This is a genomic window from Isoptericola maris (genome assembly GCF_048065335.1).
GTDB classification, from domain to species: Bacteria; Actinomycetota; Actinomycetes; order Actinomycetales; family Cellulomonadaceae; genus Isoptericola; species Isoptericola rhizosphaerae.
Genome location: NZ_JBLUNY010000001.1, coordinates 557,727 through 571,616 on the forward strand (window position 1 = coordinate 557,727; position 13,890 = coordinate 571,616).

At 71.4% G+C, this 13,890-nt stretch carries 14 protein-coding genes; 10 read left to right on the forward strand and 4 right to left on the reverse strand.

Annotated elements, in window-relative coordinates; genetic code table 11:
- Positions 1–307 precede the first annotated feature (307 nt).
- From ACH5HR_RS02800 to ACH5HR_RS02820, 5 genes are all read left to right on the forward strand, one after another.
- Complete coding sequence (locus ACH5HR_RS02800; RefSeq protein WP_402371397.1) at positions 308–1,177, forward strand: AraC family transcriptional regulator; 870 nt, start codon at positions 308–310, stop codon at positions 1,175–1,177.
- 98 nt (positions 1,178–1,275) lie between these two features.
- A complete protein-coding gene (locus ACH5HR_RS02805; RefSeq protein WP_416476126.1) occupies positions 1,276–2,190 on the forward strand; it encodes an ABC transporter ATP-binding protein in 915 nt (304 codons plus the stop codon).
- Positions 2,177–3,082, forward strand: a complete 906-nt coding sequence (locus ACH5HR_RS02810; RefSeq protein WP_416476127.1) for an ABC-2 transporter permease family protein — start codon at positions 2,177–2,179, stop codon at positions 3,080–3,082. Before ACH5HR_RS02805 ends, ACH5HR_RS02810 begins: the two co-directional genes overlap by 14 nt.
- Complete coding sequence (locus ACH5HR_RS02815; RefSeq protein ID WP_416476129.1) at positions 3,082–3,993, forward strand: ABC transporter ATP-binding protein; 912 nt, start codon at positions 3,082–3,084, stop codon at positions 3,991–3,993. The genes ACH5HR_RS02810 and ACH5HR_RS02815 overlap by 1 nt, the downstream gene beginning before the upstream one ends.
- 8 nt (positions 3,994–4,001) lie before the next feature.
- Positions 4,002–4,715 (forward strand): ABC transporter permease, encoded by a 714-nt coding sequence (locus tag ACH5HR_RS02820; RefSeq protein WP_402371386.1) that lies wholly within the window; start codon positions 4,002–4,004, stop codon positions 4,713–4,715.
- Between the two features lie 125 nt (positions 4,716–4,840).
- Here the strand turns inward: ACH5HR_RS02820 and ACH5HR_RS02825 are convergent, their stop codons facing one another.
- Both ACH5HR_RS02825 and glnA read right to left on the reverse strand, forming a co-directional pair.
- Entirely contained in the window at positions 4,841–7,987 is a 3,147-nt protein-coding gene (locus ACH5HR_RS02825) for a bifunctional [glutamine synthetase] adenylyltransferase/[glutamine synthetase]-adenylyl-L-tyrosine phosphorylase (RefSeq protein ID WP_416476132.1), read from the reverse strand.
- 35 nt (positions 7,988–8,022) lie between these two features.
- Positions 8,023–9,360 carry a type I glutamate--ammonia ligase gene (gene glnA, locus ACH5HR_RS02830; RefSeq protein ID WP_402371381.1) on the reverse strand — a complete coding sequence of 446 codons (1,338 nt, stop codon included), beginning with the start codon at positions 9,358–9,360 and terminating at the stop codon, positions 8,023–8,025.
- A 106-nt stretch (positions 9,361–9,466) separates the two neighbouring features.
- On the opposite strand from glnA, the gene panB reads away from it, so the two are divergent.
- On the forward strand, positions 9,467–10,369 hold the full coding sequence (gene panB, locus ACH5HR_RS02835; protein ID WP_416476134.1) for a 3-methyl-2-oxobutanoate hydroxymethyltransferase: 903 nt from the start codon (positions 9,467–9,469) through the stop codon (positions 10,367–10,369).
- Positions 10,370–10,393: 24 nt separating this feature from the next.
- Here the strand turns inward: panB and ACH5HR_RS02840 are convergent, their stop codons facing one another.
- Complete coding sequence (locus ACH5HR_RS02840; protein ID WP_402371377.1) at positions 10,394–10,597, reverse strand: SPOR domain-containing protein; 204 nt, start codon at positions 10,595–10,597, stop codon at positions 10,394–10,396.
- 28 nt (positions 10,598–10,625) lie between these two features.
- On the opposite strand from ACH5HR_RS02840, the gene ppgK reads away from it, so the two are divergent.
- Positions 10,626–11,390: a polyphosphate--glucose phosphotransferase gene (gene ppgK / locus ACH5HR_RS02845; RefSeq protein WP_416476136.1), complete on the forward strand. Its 765-nt coding sequence runs from the start codon at positions 10,626–10,628 to the stop codon at positions 11,388–11,390.
- Positions 11,391–11,446: 56 nt separating this feature from the next.
- Here the strand turns inward: ppgK and ACH5HR_RS02850 are convergent, their stop codons facing one another.
- Entirely contained in the window at positions 11,447–11,770 is a 324-nt protein-coding gene (locus tag ACH5HR_RS02850) for an STAS domain-containing protein (protein ID WP_416476138.1), read from the reverse strand.
- A gap of 179 nt (positions 11,771–11,949) precedes the next feature.
- Here ACH5HR_RS02850 and ACH5HR_RS02855 point away from each other — a divergent pair, with 179 nt between their 5' ends.
- The 3 genes from ACH5HR_RS02855 to ACH5HR_RS02865 all read left to right on the forward strand — a co-directional run bounded on the left by ACH5HR_RS02855 (position 11,950) and on the right by ACH5HR_RS02865 (position 13,859).
- On the forward strand, positions 11,950–12,390 hold the full coding sequence (locus ACH5HR_RS02855) for a fluoride efflux transporter FluC (RefSeq protein WP_416476140.1): 441 nt from the start codon (positions 11,950–11,952) through the stop codon (positions 12,388–12,390).
- On the forward strand, positions 12,387–12,764 hold the full coding sequence (locus tag ACH5HR_RS02860) for a fluoride efflux transporter FluC (protein ID WP_416476141.1): 378 nt from the start codon (positions 12,387–12,389) through the stop codon (positions 12,762–12,764). Before ACH5HR_RS02855 ends, ACH5HR_RS02860 begins: the two co-directional genes overlap by 4 nt.
- Before the next feature lie 72 nt (positions 12,765–12,836).
- Positions 12,837–13,859 carry an FUSC family protein gene (locus ACH5HR_RS02865; RefSeq protein WP_416476143.1) on the forward strand — a complete coding sequence of 341 codons (1,023 nt, stop codon included), beginning with the start codon at positions 12,837–12,839 and terminating at the stop codon, positions 13,857–13,859.
- The last annotated feature ends 31 nt before the right edge of the window (positions 13,860–13,890 follow it).

A 13,890-nucleotide genomic window follows, 5' to 3' on the forward strand; every position in this document is an offset into this window, starting at 1 on the left:
GGCCCCCCCCAACACCCCCCCCCCCCCCCCCCCCCCCCCCGGCGGGGGGGGGGCCCCCCCAACGCCGGAACCGCGAGATTCCAACGTTCCCGATACTCCCCCACGACTACCATTCGTCGGGGGCAAGTTCGAGCTCTACTACGACATCTGATCGGTCGTAGGAGCAGCACTCGACGCTTCGACGTCACCCCGAAGGCCCCGGCACCCGCCGGGGCCTTCGTCGTTCCGTGATGATCGAACTGGTCCGGAATGATCGGGCGCGGACGCCTCCCGTTCCCGGAGGCTGGTACGCGGAAGGAGGCCCGCGATGTTCGCAGCACTGAACCGCCTGATGGACGCCGTCGAGGAGGCGGCGGCCGAGCAGGTCGACGTCGCCCGGGTGGCGGCGGAGCACGGGACGACGGAGCACCACCTGCGACGGATGTTCTCGTCGCTGGCGGGCATGCCCGTCTCCGAGTACGTCCGCCGCCGCCGGATGACGGTCGCCACCGCCGACGTGGCGGAGTCGTCCGACGACCTGCTGACGCTCGCTGTCCGGTACGGCTACGGCTCGACCGAGGCGTTCGGACGCGCGTTCCGCGCTGTCCACGGCGTCGGGCTCAGCGACGCACGCCGCACCGGGGGTCCCTTCCGCAGCCAACAACAGCTCAGGTTCCGCCTGACCGTCGAAGGGAACAGACCCATGCACGTCCGCCTCACCGAACGGCCCGACCTCCGCCTCGTCGGCCACGCCACCCGGGTGCCGCTCGTCCACGAGGGCGTCAACCCGCACATCCAGGAGCACGTCGCCGCGATCCCGATGGCGGAGCACCTGCGGCTCAAGGAGATGAGCAACACCTCCCCCGCCGGCCTGCTGCAGGTCAGCGACGAGCTGGCCCAGGACAGCCCGGAGGGCACCGAGCTGACCTACCTGCACGGGGTGGCGGTCAGCGACGGCACCCCCGTCCCCGACGACCTGGACAGCATCGCCGTCCCCGCCGGGACCTGGGCGGTCTTCACGACCGAGGGACCGCACCCGCAGGCCCTGCAGGAGGCCTACGCGGCCACGGCGTCGGAGTGGTTCCCGTCGAACCCGTGGCGACTGCGACCCGGACCGTCGATCGTGGCGGTCCTCGAGCATGACGAGGACTTCACGACGGCCACGTGCGAGATCTGGCTGCCGATCGAGCGCGCCTGAGCGATCGGCACCCGGGCCATGGGTGAATCCCCTGAGCCTGCCCTGATCTCCGACGCCAGGCCTATCGGCCGCTGACCTGCACCGCTAGCGTGAGGCGCGTGCCAGTCATCTCCACGGAACGCCTCACCAAGCGATATCCGGGTGTCACCGCCCTCGAGTCGCTGTCCATCGACGTCGGCGACGGCGTCACGGGACTTGTCGGTGCCAACGGCGCCGGCAAGTCGACGCTCATCAAGATCCTCCTGGGGCTGACCGGTGCGACGTCGGGCGGAGCCCGGGTCCTCGGCCACGACATCGAGGCCGACGGCCTGGCCCTGCGCAGCCGGGTCGGCTACATGCCGGAGCACGACTGCCTGCCGGGCGACGTCTCCGCCACCGAGCTGGTGGTGCACCTCGCACGCATGTCGGGACTGCCGACGTCGGCTGCCCGGGAGCGCGCCGCCGACACGCTGCGGCACGTCGGGCTCTACGAGGAGCGCTACCGGCCGATCGGCGGGTACTCCACCGGCATGAAGCAGCGCGTCAAGCTCGCCCAGGCGCTGGTGCACGACCCGGACGTCGTGTTCCTCGACGAGCCCACCAACGGCCTGGACCCCGCCGGCCGTGACGAGATGCTGGCGTTGGTACGGCGCATCCACACCGACTTCGGGATCTCCGTGCTGGTCACGTCGCACCTGCTGGGCGAGCTGGAACGGATCTGCGACAACGTGGTGATCATCGACGGTGGCACGCTCCTGCGGTCGTCGTCGGTGGCCGACTTCACCCGGTCCAGCGCCCAGCTCGCCCTCGAGGTCGTCGCGGAGCCTGCCGCGGCGCTCGCAGCGCTGCGGAGCGCGGGCCTGGAGGTCACCCAGGACGGGGCGCTCCTGCTGGTCGAGCTGCGGGGCGACGAGACGTACGACCTGGTGCGCGACGTCGTCGCGGACCGTGGGCTCGGGCTCGTCCGGATGGAACCGCGGCGTCATCACATCGCCGAGGTGTTCGACGAGGAGGCCACCCATGTCGCACGCTGACAGCTCGCCGACGGGCGTCATCCACAACATCGGCTACCGCGGCTACGACGGCGAGCGCCTCGCCCGCCGCGCGATCACGCTCAGCCTCTACACGCACAGTCTGCGCGGCGCCTTCGGCCTCGGCCGGGCAGCGCGGTCGAAGGTCGTCCCGATCGGCATGTTCGTCGTCCTGCTGCTGCCGGCCGTCGTCCTTGCCGTGGTCGCCGTCGTCGGCGCCGGGATGGGCCAGATCACGGGCCCGGTGGTGCCGTACACCCGGTACGCGATGATCATGCAGGCGGCGCTGGCGATCTTCGTCGCGGTGGCGGCACCGCAGGCGGTGTCGCTCGACCTGCGCTTCCACTCGCTGCCGCTCTACCTCGCCCGGCCGCTGGAGCGCGTCGACTACGTGCGGGCCAAGCTCGCCGCGACGACGACGGCGGTGCTCATCCTGCTGGCGGTGCCGCTGGTCGTGCTGTACCTCGGGTCCTTGGCCGCCGGGTTCGACGCCGGGCGCGAGTCCGTCGACCTCGCCCAAGCCCTGCTGGGCGCGGTGCTGTTCTCCGCCGTGCTGGCCAGTCTCTCGGTGCTCATCGCCTCCTTCACCGCGCGCCGCGGGTTCGGGATCGCAGCGATCGTCACGGTGCTGGCGCTGAGCTACTCGATCGTCTCGAGCCTGCAGGGCGTGGTCGCGTTCGACGCCGACGACCCCGACACGGCCGGATGGATCGGCCTCTTCTCCCCCATGACCCTGGTCGACGGCGTGCAGGTCTGGGCGTTCGGCGTCTCGTCCTCGACGCCCGCGGGTCCGCCGAGCGATCTCGCCGGACTCGTGTTCCTCGTCGTGGCGCTGGGGGTCGTCGCCCTCGCCTACTGGGCCCTGACCCGGCGCTACCGGAAGGTGAAGGTCTGATGGCCACGCTCACGATCGACACCTGCTCGCGCTGGTTCGGCAACGTCGTCGCGGTCAACGACGTGACGATGTCCATCGGCCCAGGGATCACCGGGCTGCTCGGACCGAACGGCGCCGGCAAGTCCACCCTCATCAACATGCTCGCCGGGTTCCTGCCGCCGTCGGCCGGTTCCGTGACGCTCGACGGCGCCGAGACCTGGAAGAACCCAGAGGCCTACCGGGTGCTCGGCATCGTCACCGAGCGGGAGGCCACCTACGACTTCCTCACGGGGCGCCAGCTCGTCGTCGCCAGTGCGGAGCTGCACGGCCTGGCCGACCCGGGTGCCGCCGCCCAGCGAGCGCTGGAGACGGTTGCGATGCAGGAGGCGCAGGACCGCAAGATCGGCGAGTACTCCAAGGGGATGGGGCAGCGGGTCAAGATGGCCTCCGCGCTGGTGCACGACCCGACGGTGCTGCTTCTCGACGAGCCGTTCAACGGGATGGACCCGCGCCAGCGTCTGCACCTGATCGAGCTGCTGCGCCGCATGGGCGCCGAGGGGCGCACGGTGCTGTTCAGCTCCCACATCCTCGAGGAGGTCGAGCAGCTCGCGCACCAGATCGAGGTGGTGGTCGCCGGCCGGTACGCCGCGTCGGGCGACTATCGCGAGATCCGGCGCCTGATGACCGACCGCCCGCACCAGTACACCATCACCTCCAGCGACGACCGCGCGCTGGCCTCGGCTCTCGTGGCCGACGCGTCGACGGCCGGCGTCAGCCTGGAGGACGGGGTGCTGCGGGTCCAGGCCCGGGAGTTCCTCCGCTTTGCCGAGCTGCTCCCCCGCGTCGCCCGCGACGCGGACGTCCGCCTGTTCGAGGTCTCGCCCGCGGACGAGTCGTTGGAGAGCGTGTTCTCCTACCTCGTCGAGAACTAGGAGCCATCGTGAACCGCACCATCGTCCGCCTGACCGCCCAGGGCATGCTGGGCGGCCGACGCCTGTGGCTGCTCGGCGCCCTGGCGCTGCTGCTCGTCGTCATCGCTGTGGCCACCCGGCTGCTCGCCTCGGTCTCGGAGGCCGACGCCGCCGGACTGCTGCGCGCGATCGCTTTCTCGACGTTCCTGCCGCTGTTCGGTCTCATCGTGGGCACCGGGGCGATCGCCCCGGAGATCGACGACGGTTCGATCGTCCACCTGCTGGCCAAGCCCGTCTCCCGGCACACGATCGTGCAGAGCAAGCTGCTGGTGGCCGTGGGGACCGTCGTCGCGCTCGCCGTCGTGCCGACGATGCTGGCCGCCGTCGTGCTCGGCGCAGGGCCGCGTACCGTGCTCGCGTTCGGTGCCGGGGCGCTGGCCGCCGGGGCGGTGTACAGCGTGCTCTTCCTGCTGCTCACCATCGTCACCCGGCACGCGGTCATCATCGGCCTGGTCTACGCGCTGATCTGGGAGAGCCTGGTCGGCAGCTTCGTGCCGGGCGCGCGCAACCTCAGCGTGCAGCAGTGGGCGCTGTCGGTGACCGAATCCCTCGCGCCCTCCGGCCTGCTCACGGCAGACGTCGGCCTGGGGCTCGCGTACGCGCTGATCATCGGCGGCTTCGTCGCGGCGACCTGGTTCGCGGGCAGCCGGCTCAACGCCCTCACCCTCAGCACGGAGGACTGACGCGGAGCGCAGCGCAGGGTGGGACCGACGAGGTCCACCCCGCAGCGGCAGTCCGACCAAGGGATCGGAGGACTGACGCGGAGCGCAGCGCAGGGTGGGACCGACGAGGTCCACCCCGCAGCGGCTCAGTCCTCGCCGTACACCACGCGTTCCATGACGGTCCTCGCCCGTCGCGACGTCCGCAGGTAGAGCTCCTCGAGCTCGACGCCGCTCCCGACGTCGCCCATGAGGTCGGCGAGCCCGGACAGCGCCCAGGAGTCGGCGGGCAGCACGTCACCGCGCGGCCCGCCGACCTTCCCGGACCAGAGCACGAGCGCGGACCGCAGGCGCGAGGCGAGCATCCAGGCCTCGCGCAGCCATTCGGCGTCGAGGTCGTCGAGGAGCCCGGCCGATTCCGCGGCGTCGAGCGCTGCGACGGTCTCCGTGACCCGCAGCGCCGGTACCTCGTGAGCGTGCTGGAGCTGCAGGAGCTGGACGGCCCACTCGACGTCGGAGACGCCGCCGCGACCGAGCTTGAGGTGCCGCGTCGGGTCGGTGCCGCGCGGCAGCCGCTCCGCCTCGACGCGTGCCTTGATGCGGCGGATCTCGCGCGACGCCGGTTCGGGCAGACCGCCCGCCGGGTAGCGATGCCGGGCGATCATCTCGGTGAAGCGCCGCGCGAGGTCGGCATCGCCGCTGAGCGTCCCCGTGAGGGGGCGGGCCCGGAGCAGGGCCTGCTGCTCCCAGACGTCGATCCAGCGTTCGTAGTACTCCGCGTAGGAGCCGAAGGTGCGGACCAGCGGCCCTTGGCGACCCTCGGGACGCAGGTCCGCGTCGACGGGCAGGTTCGGCTCGGGGCCGACGGCGGAGAGCATCTTCTGCAGCATCCGCGCCGTCCGCAGGGCGAAGTCCTGAGCCTGCTGGGTGTCCGCTCCGGGCACCGGTTCGTGCACGAACATGACGTCGGCGTCCGACCCGTACCCCATCTCGCGGCCACCGATGCGGCCCATGGCCACGACGAGGGTGCGGGTGGGGTTCGCCGCGGCGGCCGGGCCGAGCCCCATCTCCGCGCGCACCGCGTACTCGGCCACACGCATCCCACCCAGCAGCACCATGTCCGCGGCATCGGAGATCGCGGCCTGGGTGCGGACCGGGTCGAGGACGCCCAGCACCTCGCCGGCGCCGGTACGGGCGAGCTCACGCCGCCGCAGCGCCCGCAGCTTGCTGGCTGCGGTGCCGGGGTCGTCGGAGCGGGTGAGGACGGCGTCGGCCTCGGCGGCGAGCCGCTCGGGTCCGCGCGGCTCCAGCCGCGTGGTGTCGGCCAGCCACTGCACCGACTCGGGCGACCGGGCCAGCGCGTCGGCCAGGTAGCGCGACGAGGCCAGCAGGTGCGCCAGGTGATACGCGGCGTTCCCGGAGTCGCGCAGCAGCCGCAGGTACCAGGGCGTCGCGCCGAGGGTCTCGGAGAGCTTGCGGAAGGCCAGCAGCCCGGCGTCGGGGTCGGCCCCCTCGGCGAACCAGCCGAGCATGACGGGCAAGAGCTGGCGCTGCAGCGACGCGCGCCGCGACGTCCCCTCGGTGAGCGCCACGACGTGCCGCATCGCACCGTCGGGGTCGCGGTAGCCGACGGCGGCGAACCGCGCCCTCGCTGCATCCGGCGCGAGCGACAGCTCGTCGTCGGACAGCTGGGCCCACGCCGGTAGCAGCGGCCGGTAGAAGACGGCCTCGTGCAGCGCCCGGACCTCCCGGCGGGTGTCGCGCCAACGGCGCATCAGGTCGTCCGCGCCCTGGCCCCGCATGCCCAGCGACCGGGCGAGCCGGCGCAGGTCCTCCTCGGATGTCGGCAGCAGGTGCGTCCGGCGGAGCCGGAAGAGCTGTACCCGGTGCTCCAGCGAACGCAGGAACCGGTAGCACTCGCCCATGCGTGCCGCGTGCTCGCGCCCGACGAACCCTGCGCTCGCGAGCGCGTCCAGGGCGGAGAAGGTGTTGGCGCCACGGATGCTCTCAGCCGTCCGGCCGTGGACGAGCTGGAGGAGCTGGACGGTGAACTCGACGTCGCGCAGCCCGCCCTTGCCGAGCTTGATCTGCCGGTCCGCCTCCGCGGCGGGCACGTTCTGCTCGACGCGACGGCGCATCGCCTGCGCGTCCTCGACGAAGTGGTCACGGTGCACCGCTGCCCACACGAAGGGGTCGACGGCGGCACGGTAGGCGGCGCCGAGCTCGGCGTCGCCCGCGACGGGCCGCGCCTTGAGCAGGGCCTGGAACTCCCACGTCTCGGCCCAGCGTTCGTAGTAGGCCAGGTGGCTCTCGAGCGAGCGCACCAGCGGGCCCTGCTTGCCCTCGGGCCGCAGCGCGGCATCGACCTCCCACAACGACGGCTCGGTCGACGTCCCGGCGCACACCTTCTGCAGGCGGGACGCGAGCTGCGTGCCCACCCGCATGACGGCGGACTCGTCCATGGCCGGCGTGCCGTCGCTCGCCCGCACGGGCTCGCACACGTACACGACGTCGACGTCGGAGACGTAGTTGAGCTCGCGTCCTCCGGTCTTGCCCATGCCGATGACGGCGAGGCGCACGCCCGCCCCGTGGTCCGGCAGCTGCGAGCGGGCGACGGCGAGCGCCGCGTCCAGGGCGGCGACAGCGAGGTCTGACAGTGCCGCGGCCACGCCGGGCAGCACGGTGAGCGGGTCGGTGGTCGTCAGGTCGGTCGCGGCGATCCGCAGCAGCCGTGCCCGGTAGGCACGCCGGAGGGCGTCGGTGGCGGTCCGGGCGTCGGCGTCCGGCCACGACGGCGGCTCTTCCGTGCCGGCCGCCGGGTCCGCGGCGGCCACGGGCACCTCGGCGGCGGGGTCGGCCCCTACCGCGCGCAGCATCCCGGCTCGGACGGCTGCGGGGTCCGCGCCGGTGCCCGGCTCCTCGTCGGCGAGCACGTCGAGGAGCTCTGGGCGGCGCGCGATCTCGTCCCCGAGTGCCGACGACGCACCCAGCACCGCGAGGAGCCGCGTGCGGGCGGCTCCCTGCGGCGTAGCGGCGTCGGCGGTCAGGAGATGGTCCACGCGGTCACCGGCACCCGGCGCGCCCGCGAGCCGGACGAGCTGGAGCAGGGCGAGGTCGGGGTCCGCCGTCGTCCCCAGCGCCCGCAGGAGAGACTCGCCGTCGTCCTGTCCGAGCCGGCGTTGGAGGTCGTCGTCGGTCCACAGGGAGGCGGATCGGGTCAGGTCCGCGAATCCTGCCCGCAGGAGCCTGCGGGTCAGGGTCTCGCGTCTACCGGTGCCGGACGTCGTCGAGCTCACGTGTCGACCCTAGCGGCACCGTCCCCGACCAGGGCTCAGAGGAACTGCAGCGACGTCTGCAGCTCGTACGGCGTCACCTGGGCGCGGTACGCGTCCCACTCGTTGCGCTTGTTCCGCAGCACGTAGTCGAACACGTGCTCGCCGAGAGTCTCGGCGACGAGCTCCGACGACTCCATGAGCTCTATCGCCTCGTCGAGCGAGTCGGGCAGCGGCGCGATGCCGAGCGCCCGCCGCTCGGCTCCCGTGAGCTCCCACACGTCGTCCTCGGTCGCCTCGGGGAGGTCGTAGCCCTCCTCGATGCCCTTGAGACCGGCGGCCAGCAGCACCGCGAAGGCGAGATAAGGGTTGGCGGCGGAGTCGAGCGCGCGGTACTCGACCCGCGACGAGTTCCCCTTGCCCGGCTTGTACATCGGCACCCGCACCAGCGCGGAACGGTTGTTGTGGCCCCAGCAGATGTAGCTCGGCGCCTCGGCACCGCCCCAGAGCCGCTTGTACGAGTTCACGTGCTGGTTGGTCACGGCGGTGATCTCACCGGCGTGCACGAGCAGGCCGGCGATGAACTGCCGGCCGGTCTTCGACAGCTCGAACTGCGCACCCGGCTCGTGGAAGGCGTTGTGGTCCTCCTCGAACAGCGACATGTGGGTGTGCATGCCTGAGCCGGGCTTGTCGGCCAGCGGCTTCGGCATGAAGGAGGCGAAGACGCCCTGCTCGAGCGCCACCTCCTTGACCACGGTGCGGAAGGTCATGAGGTTGTCCGCCGTGGTGAGCGCGTCGGCGTAGCGCAGGTCGATCTCGTTCTGGCCGGGGCCCGCCTCGTGGTGGGAGAACTCCACCGAGATGCCCATCGACTCGAGCATGGTGATCGCGGCGCGGCGGAAGTCGTGCGTGCTGCCGCGGGCCAGGTGGTCGAAGTAGCCGCCGTGGTCGACCGGCACCAACGGCTGGTCGGCCGCGGACATCTGGTTGAACAGGTAGAACTCGACCTCGGGGTGCGTGTAGAACGTGAACCCCTTGTCGCTCGCCTTGGCGAGCTGGCGCTTGAGGACGTTGCGCGAGTCCGCCAGGGACGGCTCGCCCTCGGGGGTCAGGATGTCGCAGAACATCCGGCCGGTCCCGTGCCGTTCCCCGCGCCAGGGCAGCACCTGGAACGTCGTCGGGTCGGGCTTGGCGATCATGTCCGCCTCGTAGACCCGTGTCAGCCCTTCGATCGAGCTGCCGTCGAACCCGATGCCTTCGATGAAGGCCTGCTCGAGCTCCGCCGGGGCGACCGCGACGGACTTGAGCACCCCCAGCACGTCGGTGAACCAGAGACGGATGAAGCGGATGTCGCGCTCCTCGACCGTGCGGAGAACGAACTCCTGCTGCCTGTCCATGACCCCATCCTGCCCGATACCTGTTAACCGTGGGTGACGTACCGCTCCGGCACCGCCGACCGGAGCGAGACAGGGTCCCGACCGGCTGTCGCCTACGCTATCGACCATGGCAACCACGAGCCAGAACTCTCCTGCCCCGAGCGACCCCACGTCCGGTGTGAGGTCCGTCACCTCAAGCGGCGGAGCACCTGCCGGGATCGCCGCGGGCGCCCGGCGCGTGCGGGTCCACCACCTGCGGCAGGCCAAGGAGCGCGGCGAGAAGATCACCATGCTGACCGCCTACGACGCCCCCACCGCGGCCGTCATCGACGCGGCCGGCATCGACACGATCCTCGTCGGCGACTCCATCGGCAACACGATGCTGGGGCACGCGACCACCCTGCCGGTCACGCTGGACGACATGGTCCGGGCCGGTCGCGCCGTCGCGTCGGTGACGCAGCGCGCGTTCGTCGTCGTCGACCTGCCGTTCGGGACCTACGAGGCAGGACCGGAGCAGGCGCTCGCCTCCGCGGTACGGGTCATGAAGGAGACCGGTGCCTCCGCGGTCAAGCTCGAGGGCGGACGGCGCTCCGCCGCCCAGATCCAGGCCATCAGCGCTGCCGGCATCCCCGTCGTCGGGCACCTCGGCTACACGCCCCAGGCGGAGAACTCCCTCGGCGGGCCGCGAGTCCAGGGCCGCGGGGACGACGCCGCGGAGGAGCTGAGCCAGGACGCCCTCGCCGTGCAGGAGGCCGGTGCGGTCGCCGTCGTGCTGGAGATGCTGCCGGTGGAGGTCGCCGCGCGCATCACCGAGTTCCTGCAGATCCCGACGATCGGGATCGGCGCCGGGCCGGACGTCGACGGTCAGGTGCTCGTGTGGACCGACATGGCGGGGATGACGGACTGGTCGCCGCGCTTCGCCCGGCGCTACGCCGAGCTGGGCCGCGTGCTCGGCCAGGCGGTGGCCGACTTCGCGGCAGAGGTGCGCACCGGTGCGTTCCCCGCCGCGGAGCACTCGTTCCAGCAGTAGCGGGCGGTCGACCTCGGGCCGGCGTCAGGACGGGTCTCGCCAGTCGGCGTCCTCGTCCTCCCATGCCTCGTTGCGCCGCGAGGCGGTGTCCAGCGCTTGCTGGGCCGCCTCGCGCGTGGGGTAGGGCCCCATGAGGTGCTTCCACGACGACTTCTGCGCCGCCTCCTCCACCTCACCGGTCTCGGTGTTGTACCAGTACTGCGCCTGACGTGGACTGTTCTCGCTCATGGCACGATCCTGCACCAAGATGGTCCCCATGGCTGAGCAACGAGAGCACCAGGTGGCCTTCGGCATCGACATCGGCGGCTCCGGGATCAAGGGCGCACCCGTGGACCTGACCACCGGAGAGTTCACCGCGGACCGGCAACGGGTCCGCACTCCCGACAGGTCGACACCCGAGGCCGTGGGCAAGATCCTCGCGGAGCTCGTCGGGGGCTTCGACCTGGCCGACGACGCCCCGATCGGGGTGGCCTTCCCCGCGCCGCTGGACCACGGCGTCGTCCGCTTCATCGCGAACCTGCACAAGTCCTGGAAGGGTGTCGACCTGCCGGCCCTCGTCCGTGAGGCGACCGGGCACGACGCCGTCGCCGTCAACGACGCCGACGCAGCCGGCGTCGGCGAGCAGCGGTACGGCGCCGCGAAGGGACGCGACGGCGTGGTCCTCCTCGCGACGCTCGGCACGGGCATCGGCTCGGCGCTGCTGGTGGACGGTGCGCTCGTACCGAACACCGAGCTCGGACACCTGGAGATCGACGGGCACGACGCCGAGTCCCGCGCCGCGGAATCGGCCCGCGACCGCGAGGACCTGTCCTGGGAGAAGTGGGCCAAGCGGCTGCAGCGCTACTTCGAGACGGTAGAGATGCTCCTCTCACCCGACCTCATCGTCGTGGGCGGGGGCATCAGCAAGCAGCACGAGAAGTTCCTGCCCCTGCTCGACCTGCGGGCCGAGATCATCCCGGCGACCCTGCGCAACCGTGCGGGGATCGTCGGTGCCGCCTCGCTGGCAGCACGCCCCCACTGAGCCCGGGACGCACCGGTGCCGGTCACCCGAGGAGTGACCGGCACCGGTGGATCGGCTCAGCGTACGACGAGCGAGTCGAGCTCGAGCGTGCGCAGCGCGTCGCGGATGGTGGCCGGCGGATCGTGCAACGTGACCTGGAGCCCTTCGTCCTGCCCGATGCGGCAGAGCTGGACGAGGAAGGCGATGCCCGCAGAGTCGATGAACGTCACCCTGGAGGCGTCCACGACCACGGGCAGGTCACGCTGGAAGGCCCCGGAGAGTGCTGCCGAGGCTTCGTTGCGCAGGGCGATGTCAACTTCGCCCCACATCGTCACCACACACACCGACGAGCGCTCGGTCAGAGCGATCCCGCCGGTCTGAACCTCACTGGTGAGGGTCACTTGTCACACCTTCGTCCCTGGAGTCCACGCCCCCTGCGTGCCACGGCGTGGCAACCGGCGATCAGGACACGCGACCACGTTGTCGCGATGGCGCAAACGTACACCAGCCGACGCCCGAAGTGAACCCCGTCACAGGAGGCTTCTTGACCAAACGCTCACGTTCAGCCAATGTTCTTCACATGTTTCACCCGGGCGCCCAGCGCGCAGCAACGATCACCACCGTCGTGGTCGGCGGCACGTTCGGTGCCGCGTGCCGCGAGGGGGTCACCTGGGCGGTCCCGGACCTCGACCAGCTGCCCGTCGCGACCCCGGCCGTCAACGTCGTGGGCGCCTTTCTCCTCGGCTACCTCTATGTCGCTGTGACCTACCGGCTGCCCGGCGACCCTCGCGGCGCACGGCTCAGGCTGCTCCTCGGCACAGGCTTCTGCGGCGGCTTCACCACGTACAGCTCGCTGGCCACCGACACGGTGGTGCTGCTCGACGGCTCGCGCACCGACCTGGCGACGATCTACGTACTGACGACCTTGCTCCTCGGTGCTGTCGCGACCTTCGCGGGGATCGTGGTGGCGTCCCGGGCGCATGCCCGGATCCAGCCCGGTCAGGAGGAGACGCAGCGATGACCCTCGGCGTCTTCCTCCTCCTCGCGGTCGCAGGCGGCCTGGGCGCAGGTACCCGATTCGTCGTCGACGGCCTCATCAGCTCGAAGCTGACGAGTGCGTTCCCGTGGTCCACCGTCATCATCAACACGTCCGGGTCCCTGGTTCTCGGGGCCATCACCGGGCTGGTCGCCAGCAGCATCCCGGCCACCGACCTCGGTCCGGTCGTCGGCGCAGGATTCCTGGGCGGGTACACCACGTTCAGCACCGCCAGCTACGAGACCGTGCTGCTGATCCGAGACAAGCGCTACGGCCACGCGTTCGCCTACTCCGTCGGAACCTTGGTGGCATGCGTGGTCCTCGCCTATGCCGGCTACCGGTGGGGCGCCTCCATGTGAGCCGCCGTGCGCACGCCGGACGGCGGAGGGCCACGGTGCGCCACCGACGGGCGACCGCTAGCGTCACCAGACATGACGGCTGAAGCGCACGAGCCGCCCGCCCGGCACGCACCGTCGACCGGTGTGGTCGTCGTTCTGGCGCTGCTGCTGCTGGCGCCCATGATCGGGTTGAGCGTCTCCGCCTGGCACACGAACGGCTCGCTCTGGTACCTCGGCATGCTCCCCGTCGTCATCGGGCTGTTCGCCGGGACGCGGGTGGGGTTCGCGGCGGCCTTCGTCACCCCCGCGCTCATCGGGACGTCTCTCCTTCTGCACGACCTGCCGATCGTCGGCGCGCTGTACATGGCGGCGATCGGCGTCGCGACAGGACTCACCGCGCTGCGCGGCTGGCACATGATGCTCTCGTTCGCCGGCCCGCTGGCGGCCCTCGCCCTGATCGGCGACCTCGACGTCCGGGTCCCCTCCGGCACGGTGGCCGCAGAATCGTCGCTGACCTCCGGCCTCGTCACCGTCGGCGTCGTCCTCCTGGGAGGCCTCTGGACCGCGGCACTCGGTCAGATCCTCGTCCGAGCGTTCCCCGTGCAGCCGCCGAAGACATTTCCCCTGCACACGGCCGGCTACTTCGCCGCAGCGCTCGGACTTCTCGTCGGGACCGCGACCCACGTCGCCATGACCGGGCTCGGTGCGGACTCGTGGTGGTTGATCCTGACCTTCTTCGTCGTCGTCCAGCCGTACTACGTCGACACCGCCAGCCGCGTGGCGGCACGGGTGGCCGGGACCCTCGCCGGCGCGTTGGTCGCGGTCGCGATCGTCGCGGCGTTCAAGGACCTGCCGGCGGTGATCACCGCGCTGGCTCTCGTGCTGACGGTCGCGGCCGCGTGGGCGAACATGAAGCTCCCGTACTGGGCGTTCGTCACCGTCCTCACACCGGCAGTCGTGCTGCAGACCGCCGGCGGCTCGGACGCCATCGTCGACAGCATCGTCGACCGGGCCCTCTACACCCTCGTCGGAGCCGTCATCGCGATCGTCGTCATCGCCGTGGGCCACACGGTCGTCACGAAGAGGCCGGTGCACGAGAGCGACCGGACGCCCTGACAAGACGGGCCGACCGGCCGCATCAGCGGTA

Excerpts from the sequence above, each read along its gene's own strand:
- ACH5HR_RS02855 (WP_416476140.1), top strand. The coding sequence starts at position 11,950 with ATGTTTCACCCGGGCGCCCAGCGCGCAGCAACGATCACCACCGTCGTG.
- ACH5HR_RS02815 (WP_416476129.1), top strand. The coding sequence starts at position 3,082 with ATGGCCACGCTCACGATCGACACCTGCTCGCGCTGGTTCGGCAACGTC.
- ACH5HR_RS02800 (WP_402371397.1), top strand. The coding sequence starts at position 308 with ATGTTCGCAGCACTGAACCGCCTGATGGACGCCGTCGAGGAGGCGGCG.
- ACH5HR_RS02860 (WP_416476141.1), top strand. The coding sequence starts at position 12,387 with ATGACCCTCGGCGTCTTCCTCCTCCTCGCGGTCGCAGGCGGCCTGGGC.
- ACH5HR_RS02810 (WP_416476127.1), top strand. The coding sequence starts at position 2,177 with ATGTCGCACGCTGACAGCTCGCCGACGGGCGTCATCCACAACATCGGC.
- ppgK (WP_416476136.1), top strand. The coding sequence starts at position 10,626 with ATGGCTGAGCAACGAGAGCACCAGGTGGCCTTCGGCATCGACATCGGC.
- panB (WP_416476134.1), top strand. The coding sequence starts at position 9,467 with ATGGCAACCACGAGCCAGAACTCTCCTGCCCCGAGCGACCCCACGTCC.
- ACH5HR_RS02865 (WP_416476143.1), top strand. The coding sequence starts at position 12,837 with ATGACGGCTGAAGCGCACGAGCCGCCCGCCCGGCACGCACCGTCGACC.
- ACH5HR_RS02840 (WP_402371377.1), bottom strand. The coding sequence starts at position 10,597 with ATGAGCGAGAACAGTCCACGTCAGGCGCAGTACTGGTACAACACCGAG.
- glnA (WP_402371381.1), bottom strand. The coding sequence starts at position 9,360 with ATGGACAGGCAGCAGGAGTTCGTTCTCCGCACGGTCGAGGAGCGCGAC.